The sequence below is a fragment of the Xenorhabdus japonica genome (genome assembly GCF_900115195.1).
Lineage (GTDB): Bacteria > Pseudomonadota > Gammaproteobacteria > Enterobacterales > Enterobacteriaceae > Xenorhabdus > Xenorhabdus japonica.
Genome location: NZ_FOVO01000059.1, coordinates 1 through 10629, shown reverse-complemented (window position 1 = coordinate 10629; position 10629 = coordinate 1). Strand labels below are relative to the sequence as shown.

Sequence of the window (10629 nt, the reverse complement as noted above, 5' to 3'; positions counted from 1 at the left end):
TATAGGCCATAGCGCATTTTCCTTTGGCGAGAAAGATGCCTACTATAGCAACTGACCACCTTTTTCAGAAATTGCACCTATCATGCGAATCCAAGCCAGATAATTATTTTTAAATTAACCCTAAAAATAGATAACCAAATATAAAAAATAAGGTTACTTGTGATAGATGTAATAAAGAAAAATTCTCACTCTAATAAGAGTCAAGTCAGGCAGGTAAATTTAATTAAATAACATGAAGTTATTCAGCAATCAGTGATAAAATCAAACCGTTCAGAGAAATAATATAGCACCATAAATCATCATATATACAATATTACTCACCATATAAAATCATAATAATTATTACACTAATTTACTATATGGAATGAAAAATATAGATATTTGTCAGTAGGGTGCTAACATTCGTTATAGAAATGAAACTTATAAATGACGAATAACAGTAGCTATATATCGTTTGCTCTGCTAATATTCGTTTGTTTTTTTTATCCAGAGTAATAAAACGAGGAGAAGCAGATGCCCTCTCTAATAATGATGAGGACAAGTGCGGTCTTCGCTTTCTTTATCTCATTAATCTTTGTCGGTCTGGGCCATGCCTCGACCAGTACCTCGAAAATGCAAGAGTATTCTCACAATGGCATGCCAGTAAATTTGCCTGATTTGCGAAAATACCCTTCAGGTACACCCCGGAAGAAAGCGTTTTTAAATATTATTGTTCCTGTAATTGATCAACATAATCAGAAAATTATGCAAGACCGCAAATGGCTCCTGACACACCAAAAAAATCATCATTGGTCTGTACAGGATAGTAATCGATTAAAAAAGATTTGCATAGATTACAAAATAACCTGCAATTCACCAAAACAGGTCAATTGGAAGCAATTGCTACGTCGGGTTGACATTATCCCTACCCATTTCGTTGCCACACAGGCAGCCGCTGAATCGGGCTGGGGAACGTCAGAACTCGCCAAAAAAAATAATAATCTGTTTGGGATGCGTTGTAGCTCTTGCGGCAGAACTAATGGAAAAGTCAAAGGTTATTCAGCTTATCCGACTATTAATGCTTCTGTCATTGCCTATATGAAGAATCTGAATACGCATCGTGCTTATGAATCATTGCGTTCTTCACGTGCAAAGCAGAGGACAACACAGGAGCCACTGAATACCAGTAAGCTGATCGATAATCTCAATGGTTATTCTGAACTAGGTGCTGACTATAATCGCTATTTACATAGAGTATTTAATGTCAATAGGCAGCTAATCTCACAGGCTCAGGAATTAGCTATTCAATAACACTCTCCAGATAATCCACTTTGTATTAATTACAAGGTGGATTTTTTTATAACCTATCTTTATATTTCCTACTGTAAACATAAGCAAATTCCATACTATAATGCACAGTAAGAATTACATTCTTTCTCCCAACGATAAATGATTAGCCAGAGCCTGATATGAATTTCTTCTCTTTTGAGTTTCTTGGATCGTTTGTTATTCTGCTGATTGTCTATTGGCTTTTACAAAAAGCTCCCAGACTACAGAATGGCGTATTAATTTTAGTTAGTTATTTATTTGTATTCTGTTTTGCAGCAAAGTTCGCCTACATTTTATTCGCCTATACCCTATTTATTTACTTTTTGGCGAATATTCTCAGCCATTATTTATCTAACAAAATTATATTCATTCTACTGACATTCGGGATTCTCGGCTGTTTCACGGCTTTCAAATATTACTCTTTCTTCCAAGAGACAATTCAACAAGCATTGGCCAATGTTGGGATCAGCGTGGAACTGCCTGTACTTGAATTATTGATGCCGCTGGGCCTGTCATTCTATGCGTTCCATTCGGTCAGCTATGTCGTATCAGTGTGCAAGAAAGAGCTACCTGCCGCACCATTTCCTGATGTTATTTTGTATCTTTGCTTTTTCCCCAGTATCGTCGCTGGGCCGATTAATCGGGCCAAAGATTTCATGCCACAGATTCAGGCGGCATCCAGAATTATGCTGGAACCATTGAAGGCGCTGTTATTAATTGCGCTCGCCATCGCAAAACTCTTTTTGCTTAGTTCTACGCTCTCTGAATATTTTGTGAATCCCGTCTTTGAAGATCCGACCAGCCATCATGCAGGGCAAGTTCTTGTAGCAATTTATGCTTATGCCTGGAATATCTACTTTAACTTTTCCGGCTATACCGACCTTGTGACTGGCATCGCCTTGCTGTTAGGCTTCAAAGTGCCACGCAATTTCGATGCACCTTATCTTGCTGAAAACTTACAAGTATTTTGGCGACTCTGGCATATCAGCTTGTCAACTTTCATCCGCGACTATGTCTACATTCCATTGGGCGGGAACAAAAAAGGTGTATACCGCAAAAACCTGAATATGTTTACAGCCATGGTGATTTCTGGTTTATGGCACGGTGTCGGCCTTGGTTTTATTATTTGGGGCGCTATTCATGGTTTAGGTTTAATTCTGCAAAATATTAAAAATGCCCTGTTTTCTACTTCCAAGAAACACAATGAGCTACAAGCCAAGAATTCCATTTTATTATTCTTATCCCGCGTGGTGACATTCCATTTTGTCTGCTTTGCATGGATCTTTTTCCGTAGCCCGACATTTAATGATGCTCTGGCGGTATTAAATCAACTGTTCTCTGGCGAAATATTCATATCCTTGTTATCCAGTAGTTCTCTATTAATGGTTTTCTGGGGATTATTTATTATCTATCCCTGGTTGGTAAGTCTCAGAAATCAAATTGAAAAAAATCATAGCCTGATCCCCTGGGTTTATTACCCAATTCCCTTAGCCCTGATCCTTACTTTGGTATTTATTTTGTCACCTTCAGGAATGCCAGGATTTATCTATGCCAACTTTTGAATTTACACCTAATTTTAAAAAAGTCGGACAAGTGATTTGTATCGTGACCTTGACCAGTTTGATGCTAATTTGGCTGAATCAGAATTCCCTGGAGAACTTCTGGCAACAGAAATATCACCGCAATAGTCCTTGGGCATCTCTCAAGGGAGAGCCATTGTGGGATTTAGGAAATAATATGCAACAAGGCGCTATTGTTGCCAGTGAAACTTTTATGGCACATGCAAAGGGTAAATATCAGGATACTCCATCATCAGCCATTAATGTCGATAACAGCCGGACAGTATTTCCCCCTGAATTTCAGGTTGGTCTGCGCTTTTTGGAAGGATACTTGTATCCCATCGAGAATTTCTCTTTCACCTTTCCTGAACTGTTGAGTAAAGACATCAAGCTCGTTCAGCCTTTCTTGCTGCCAGCGACCCCAACTGACAACTCTGTTACTGAAATTGTCCAGAAAACCCACGTCAGTCTGAGCGCAGAAGATAAAGTGTTATTTGCCGGTGATTCGATGATGCAGGGAGTAGCTCCATATTTAAAACGTCGATTGTCTCAGGAATATGGCATTTCCAGTATTAACTTAAGTAAGCAGAGCACCGGATTGTCTTATCCTGGATTCTTTGATTGGCCAAAAACCATCAGCGATGCCTTGAGAACCAACTCTGATATTAAGTTAATGGTAGTGTTTTTAGGCCCAAATGATCCGTGGGATATGCCGTCAAGACGTGGAGGCCCTTATTTGAAATTCGCCAGTGAAAATTGGGAGAATTTTTACCGCCAAAGAATTGAAACTATCTTAAATGATGCGCGCCGACATAAGGTCGATGTCATTTGGGTTGGCCCACCAAATATGCGCCAGAAAAAACTCTCCGGCAGTATGGTTTACCTCAATAAATTATATCAAACAGAAGTGGGAAAAATGGGGGAGATCTATGTTGCGGTTAATGATGTGTTCAAATATCAATCAGATAATTATTCAGACTATGCTGGCGATGGCAGTAGTACAATCAAGCTCCGCAGTGGAGACGGTATTCATTTCAGTCTTAAAGGGCAACAAACCATCGCGGATTATCTATTTTCATTGATCACATTTATTCAGGAGCCAGTAAAAGAAGATGCAACCATTTAGCATGTTCCGTGGATTTTATCGGATAATGGGTGCAGGTCTGTTTATTGCGCTCTCCGTGAGCTTATTATCGTGCGAAGGAAAAAAATCCAAGCCTTCATCGGAACTCCACACAATACAAATACATCGTCAGCAACAATTGACGGATTTTGGTGATCCCAATCTCGCACCATTGGCGGATAAATTGCGCCACAGCGATACTCGCCAGCTCCATTTTGTACAACTGGGTGATTCACACACTGCTGCCGATTTCTTTACCGGTAAGTTGCGCTGTTTATTGCAGAATCGTTATGGTGATGCAGGGCCGGGGTTTATTCCCCCAATGAGCATTCCCGGCCAGCGTAACGCCTCCGTGCAATTCACTGAGGATAAAACCGGCTGGTGGCTTTCAAGCAGCCGCAAGGACAATCGGGCGGATTACCCGCTGGGGGGATTTATTGCTATCCCGGAAAGTGCCAACAGCACAATACAACTCGATTCCCCCTCTTCCCAAGGTAAATACTGGTTAAGTGCGCTCTATCAATCCTATGACGCGGCTCAAATCAAAACACCATTTACCACAATGAACTTACCTGCAACACAAAGTGAATGGCGTTTCTCACCAGAACAGGTGATCAGTTTCCCAATCAATCTCTATCCGCAGGATACACAATTGAAAATTGGCGGCTGGCTGGTAAAACGTCAAAACCCCGGAGTTATGTTGTCCGCATTGGGCATTAATGGCGCTACCATTAATATGCTGGATAAATGGCAACCGCAATGGATTGAGACTCTGGCTCAGATGAAACCAGACATGGTGATCCTCGCCTATGGCACCAATGAAGCCTTTAACGATTCGCTGGATCTGGTCGCTTATCAAAAAGACCTGACATCCAAAGTGCAAGACATTCGCAAGGCAATACCGCAGGCCGTTATCCTGCTGATTGGGCCAAATGATTCACTGAAGAATAAAACCGCGGCAAGTTGTAGTGAACAACAACCTGCCTTGCTTGACAATGTGATTCAGATTCAACAAGCCGTTGCCAAAAATCAGCGCACTCTACTCTGGGATTGGCGGGAATATATGGGCGGACCATGTTCAGTCAGAGGATGGGAACAGAAAAACCTCGCGCGTCCTGATTACGTTCATCTCTCTGTAGCCGGCTATGAACGCAGTGCCGAAGCGCTTTATAAGCAATTTATGGGGTTAGTTGAACGATAATTCAAACAATGAGCACGATATGTCTTATCAAATTCTGACAACAATAGCAGCCAGTGAACGTAAATAGCACGGGAATAACATAAAACGGCATCTTATCCATCATAAGATGCCACTAAAATCGCTTAAATAAGGCTTTAGTCTGCCACAATTGCGAATCTGGGCTTATACGCGTCAACTTCACCATAATACTTGGTGTAAAACTGCTTAATTTGTACTTGAAAGCGCTGGCAATACATGCTCAGGGTCACGTTCAATAGCGCGCAAAAGCGCTTTGGCAGGGCCGGTAGGCTGACGGCGTCCTTGTTCCCAATTTCTCAAAGTATCAACACTCACTGAAATCAATTTTGCAAATCCAGTTTGAGATAAGCCCGTTGATTGGCGAATTTTCTTTACTTGCACGGCTACTATATATGTTTCGCGAGAAGGTTTGCGAGTACCATCAATAATTTCATTCATTTGCATCATGCTTTCAGTTAGACGCTCAAATAATTTTATATCCATTTACCACCTCTCATTGAGATCACGTAGTATTTTTTTCTCATGTTCTGTTAGATTATCTTTAATCCCTTTTTTATGGATTAATAATAACCGGATCTGTGAATCAGGTAGTTTGTAGTAATAAATAACTCTTACACCACTACGTTTTCCTTTTCCACTGGAACTCCATCGAATCTTACGAAGCCCACCTGTATCAGGAATAACTTGACCAAACTCAGGCTGAATAGCCAAAAATGTTTGAAATTCGCGATATTCATCATCTGTTAGTAACTGAACTACATCATCTGTAAATATTTTTGTTTCAATAAATAACATGACTATCGTTCAATGGCTTATGGATAAAATCCATACTATCACTCCAAAACTATCAGTCAATGACTTATACCTAATTATAAAAATTATGTTGAAAAATGGAAAAGTTGATAAGAAAAACGGCACCTTAACCATCCTAAGGTGCCGTTAAAAATTACTTAAAAAGACTTTAGTGTATTACAGCATTGCAAAATAGATGATGCCAACAATTGCGCCAGTTGTACCGAGAATGGTTTCCATCATTGTCCAGGTTTTCAGGGTCTGCACTTCTGTCGCGCCGGTAAATTTACTGAACAGCCAGAAACCGGAATCGTTCACATGGCTAAGCACCAAAGAACCGCCGGCAATACACACTGACAACGCCGCCATTTGCGCACCGGAATAGCCCAGTTCACCAATCACTGGCAGAACCAGCCCCACCGTGGTCAAACATGCCACAGTTGCTGAACCCTGAATCACACGCACTGCACCCGACAGAATAAAACATGCCAGTGCGATTGGCAGGCCAGCACCGATCAAAGCATTACCTAACGCAGGGCCAACACCAGAATCCACTAACACTTGTTTGAATACGCCACCAGCACCCGTTACCAACAGGATAATCCCCGCCGGTTGAATTGCCGCAGAGCAGACATCCATCACTTTTTCTTTGCTCATACCGCGACGGATCGCCAGACCGTAAATCGCCACCAGACAAGCGATCAAAATCGCCGTAAAAGGATGACCAATAAATTCCAGCCAATGGTATAGCGTAGATTGTTGATCAACAAAGCGCGCACCAATAGTTTTCAAACCAACCAACGCCAATGGGAACAGCACCAACGCCAGACTGAAACCAAAGGAAGGCATCTGGCTTTTGCCAATGCTTGGTGTACTCAGATCTTTCGGTAAATCCAGCGTCACATATTTGCTGATAAAGTTACCGTAAAGCGGGCCAGCCAATAACATACCGGGAACTGCGGCACTCAGGCCGATCAGGATCATCCAGCCAAAATCAGCACCCATTTGGGAAGCCAGCATCATCGGCGTTGGCCCCGGAACCAAAAACGCGGCAGCGGCCGCAACACCTGCAAACAATGGAAGCGCCAGTTTTACGACATTGCCGCCGGTGCGACGTGCAACAGCAAATACCACGCCAATCAACAATACAACTGCCACGTCAAAAAACAGTGGTAATGCGCAAATAAGCCCAGCTATACCCAACGCATAGTTAGCCCTTTTTTCACCAAAGCCCCCCAGCAGTTTCACGGCAATCTGATCTAAGGCCCCTGTTTCATGCAAGATCTTGCCAAACATTGCACCAAGAGCCACAACAACAGCAAGGAAACCCAAAGTACCGGCCATACCGTTTTGCATTGTCTGGGTGATGTTCTCCAGTGGCATACCAGAAAAAATTCCTGCTCCCATGGAAACCAACATCAAGGCAATAAAAGCATGCATTCTGGCTTTCATCACCAGAAATAATAGTAGAAGAACAGAGCCAACGGCTGTCAGAACTAGAGTTAAAGTGCTCATGAATGCCCCTCGCTGATATGATCAACGGTTTCTATATGATCAACAGCTTCTGCATGATTAACGGATTGAATATGTTCAATGGCTTTAATCACATTTTTGATGACATTATCAAGATCAGGTTTTATATCAATATAATGAACATCTTTTTCATCACTGGTCGGCTCTTCCAGTGTCTCAAATTGCGAGATTAGCATTTGTGGTTTGAAGAAGTGCCCTTTACGTGCTTTCAGACGGCTTTCGATTAAATCAAAATCCCCTTTCATATAGAGGAATGACAGGTTGTTATTGCCATCACGCAGAATATCCCGATAACTTTTTTTCAAGGCAGAACACACAAGCAGAGAGGCAGGGTTGGTACGCTGCATGGCAAAAATGGCGTCATTGAGTGCCTTCAACCACGGCTGACGATCATCATCATCCAAAGCGTGGCCTTGTGCCATTTTAATAATATTGGCGCGGGGATGAAGGAAGTCTCCATCCAGAAACGCAGCCCCCAACTTACGGGCAACACCACTAGCAACTGCGGATTTACCGCTGCCGGATACCCCCATCAATACAAAAACATGGTTTGGTTGTTGGGTATCACTCATATCAAACTCCTTTATGCAGATCTTATTGCTTAGCGATCTCTGTGACTTACCTGCAAACTTTTGACTATGAGATATTATCTATAAAATATTACCCACAAAAATGTTACCGGTAACCTATTGTCAGTAACATTAACAGCAGCACAGGATGGTGAGTAATCAATCAAGATCAACAAGAAAGGAAAATGTGAGGCTTATCGCAATTGAAGATGAGAAAGCATCATTTTAAGCTACAAAAACTAAATACTTTCATCCATTAAACGCTTTCGCCCAATGAAAGGGTAAATCCAACATCGATCAGAGTTTTTTCCAGCTTTTCCCCCTTCAAACGAGCAAGCAAGGATTCTGCAGCCTTGCGCCCCATTAGTTCACGAGGAGTCAGTACGCTGGCAAGTTTCGGAGTCATTACCTGACCGATGTCATGACCATGAAATCCGGCTACCGCAATCTCTTCCGGTACTTTGATCCCCTGTCGCTGACACTCAAAAATAGCCCCAATGGCGATATCATCATTTGTACAAAACAGGCCATCAACGTCAGGATATTTCTGGCAGGTTTCTTGTAAAAGCTGCGTTCCCAATGAATAGGATGAACTGGCTGGCGTCATCATTTTTTTCGGTTGAAGTCCGGCGCTGCGCATTGCTATTTCAAACCCCTGCAAACGGATCAACGTCCGCTCGTCCTGCCTTGCACCGAGATAAACCACGTTCTTGCGGCCACGTTCGATCATTGCCATCGTCATCTGACGTGCCGCTTCAAAATTATCGATCCCAACGGCAATATCAAAGCAAGGCGATACACTATCCATCAGTTCGACCACAGGAATACCTACTGTCTGCAATAATTTCAACGTCTTGGGTGTATGCGTGCGTTCCGCCAGAATCAGGCCATCAATATTGTAAGAAAGCAGAGAAAGCAAACGCTCTTCTTCTTTCTGGGCAGAATAACCATAGTGGGCGAGCATGGTTTGGTATCCATTGTGATCAGTCAATTGCTCGATACCACGAATAACTTCAGCAAAGACTTGATTCGTCAATGAAGGAAGTAAAACGCCTATTGCACGACTGGTGGAATTGGAAAGAATATCTGGCACACGATTGGGAATGTAACCAAGTTGATCCACAGCGTCCACGATTCGTTTTCCCAATGCTTCAGAAACCTGATCTGGATTACGTAAAAAACGGCTGATTGTCATTTTGGTGACCCCAACGAGGTCTGCAACATCTTGTAAAACTGGGCGTTTTTTCTTCATTTTGAATGTAATGCAATCAATGATAAATATAGATGAATATCACTCGGTTTTAACATATTTATACAGCATAACAACATGCTTTTTAGTGAAAAATGCCAACACACTCTCATCTCTTTTATCAACAATTTTTGAAATTGTGATGACTTACACGCGCTTGAATGAATTTCGATAAATAATTTGTATACCATAAAAAGCTGGCCGCTAAACTACTTGTTGCTAAACCAGCTTGCTTAAGGCTGAATCTATCAGGATTCAGATGAGAATGCTGACGCAGACATTGACGCCGAGTACAGGTAAGCAGCCCATTCACCATACTGACAAATAAATATAGCAGCAGCTTTTGATGATAATGGATCTGCTAATCTCTTAACTTTATCTCTTATCTGTGCCGCAGTATTTAGCGAGACTCCTACATAAGTTCCTGTAGGTAAAGCCATAATCTGACCATCGGAAGTTCTGATATTTCTATTAAAATCAATTAGCTTCATTGATTCATGCAGTGATTCATATTCTCTTAAGCCTGCACCAAAAATTTCAACACGAACCATGTAAGTAGCCATCTTTTAGCCCTCTCAATATTATTTAAGAAAAAACCAAACTATCTACTTTCTTGATTGCAATAAATTTAAGTTATAGCCACATCCCATATTTCTGAGGGTATTGTGGTTCGTTGATGAATGTAACAATCATTAATGCCGCTACGCCATATCAATAAATCACAGTTATTTGAGGAACCTCTTTCCCTATTACTTTTGGCTGAGTTCCTTATAAGTTTCGAAATAACCGAATTAGATGTCAATTAGAAATAAACTGAGTATTTTGAGCCACGAAATTTATCAATTTTAATTATTTTGAAAGGAAATTGCCCCGAAAAACAATCCTGTTTAAAAACGTCTAATAGCATCAAATATTTTGAAAATCCTGGCACAGGAAATTCTAAGGAGTAGAAAATGTTCCATAATTGCTTACAAGCGTTTTTTGTGTAATCAACTGACTATTATTGATTGTCAATTTCGCTATTTAAACACATGGAGATTATTAGTAACCATTTTAAGTTTTCTTAATAATATGTAATAACCACTCCGTTATTTATATTAAAACAGTCATGGCTATCATCGCTAACATATGAAAGAGTAATTAAATCTTTATCATTTTTTCAAAGTAGAACTCATAATACATCTTGGATTCGCATGATAGGTGCAATTTCTGAAAAAGGTGGTCAGTTGCTATAGTAGGCATCTTTCTCGCCAAAGGAAAATGCGCTATGGCCTATA

General features: G+C 41.2%; 10 protein-coding genes. 4 read left to right on the top strand and 6 right to left on the bottom strand.

Annotation, left to right across the window (positions count from 1 at the left end):
* Positions 1 to 513 precede the first annotated feature (513 nt).
* From BM135_RS15720 to BM135_RS15705, 4 genes are all read left to right on the top strand, one after another.
* Positions 514 to 1290, top strand: a complete 777-nt coding sequence (locus tag BM135_RS15720; RefSeq protein WP_092521373.1) for a protein bax — start codon at positions 514 to 516, stop codon at positions 1288 to 1290.
* Positions 1291 to 1448: 158 nt separating this feature from the next.
* On the top strand, positions 1449 to 2870 hold the full coding sequence (locus tag BM135_RS15715) for an MBOAT family O-acyltransferase (RefSeq protein ID WP_092521371.1): 1422 nt from the start codon (positions 1449 to 1451) through the stop codon (positions 2868 to 2870).
* Positions 2857 to 3993 carry an SGNH/GDSL hydrolase family protein gene (locus BM135_RS15710; protein ID WP_092521369.1) on the top strand — a complete coding sequence of 379 codons (1137 nt, stop codon included), beginning with the start codon at positions 2857 to 2859 and terminating at the stop codon, positions 3991 to 3993. The genes BM135_RS15715 and BM135_RS15710 overlap by 14 nt, the downstream gene beginning before the upstream one ends.
* Positions 3980 to 5191: an SGNH/GDSL hydrolase family protein gene (locus tag BM135_RS15705; protein ID WP_092521367.1), complete on the top strand. Its 1212-nt coding sequence runs from the start codon at positions 3980 to 3982 to the stop codon at positions 5189 to 5191. Before BM135_RS15710 ends, BM135_RS15705 begins: the two co-directional genes overlap by 14 nt.
* A 204-nt stretch (positions 5192 to 5395) precedes the next feature.
* Here BM135_RS15705 and nadS read toward each other — a convergent pair whose 3' ends face one another.
* The 6 genes from nadS to BM135_RS15675 all read right to left on the bottom strand — a co-directional run bounded on the left by nadS (position 5396) and on the right by BM135_RS15675 (position 9915).
* Positions 5396 to 5692 carry a NadS family protein gene (gene nadS / locus BM135_RS15700; protein ID WP_092521365.1) on the bottom strand — a complete coding sequence of 99 codons (297 nt, stop codon included), beginning with the start codon at positions 5690 to 5692 and terminating at the stop codon, positions 5396 to 5398.
* Positions 5693 to 6004, bottom strand: a complete 312-nt coding sequence (locus tag BM135_RS15695) for a toxin HigB-2 (protein WP_092521363.1) — start codon at positions 6002 to 6004, stop codon at positions 5693 to 5695. It lies immediately after the preceding gene.
* Positions 6005 to 6178: 174 nt separating this feature from the next.
* Positions 6179 to 7516 carry a gluconate transporter gene (gntU, locus tag BM135_RS15690; RefSeq protein ID WP_092521361.1) on the bottom strand — a complete coding sequence of 446 codons (1338 nt, stop codon included), beginning with the start codon at positions 7514 to 7516 and terminating at the stop codon, positions 6179 to 6181.
* Complete coding sequence (gene gntK / locus BM135_RS15685; RefSeq protein ID WP_245737434.1) at positions 7513 to 8106, bottom strand: gluconokinase; 594 nt, start codon at positions 8104 to 8106, stop codon at positions 7513 to 7515. Before gntK ends, gntU begins: the two co-directional genes overlap by 4 nt.
* Before the next feature lie 253 nt (positions 8107 to 8359).
* On the bottom strand, positions 8360 to 9355 hold the full coding sequence (gntR, locus tag BM135_RS15680) for a gluconate operon transcriptional repressor GntR (protein ID WP_092521359.1): 996 nt from the start codon (positions 9353 to 9355) through the stop codon (positions 8360 to 8362).
* 245 nt (positions 9356 to 9600) lie between these two features.
* Positions 9601 to 9915, bottom strand: coding sequence for a type V toxin-antitoxin system endoribonuclease antitoxin GhoS (locus tag BM135_RS15675; protein WP_092521357.1), 315 nt, complete (start codon positions 9913 to 9915; stop codon positions 9601 to 9603).
* Positions 9916 to 10629 lie beyond the last annotated feature (714 nt).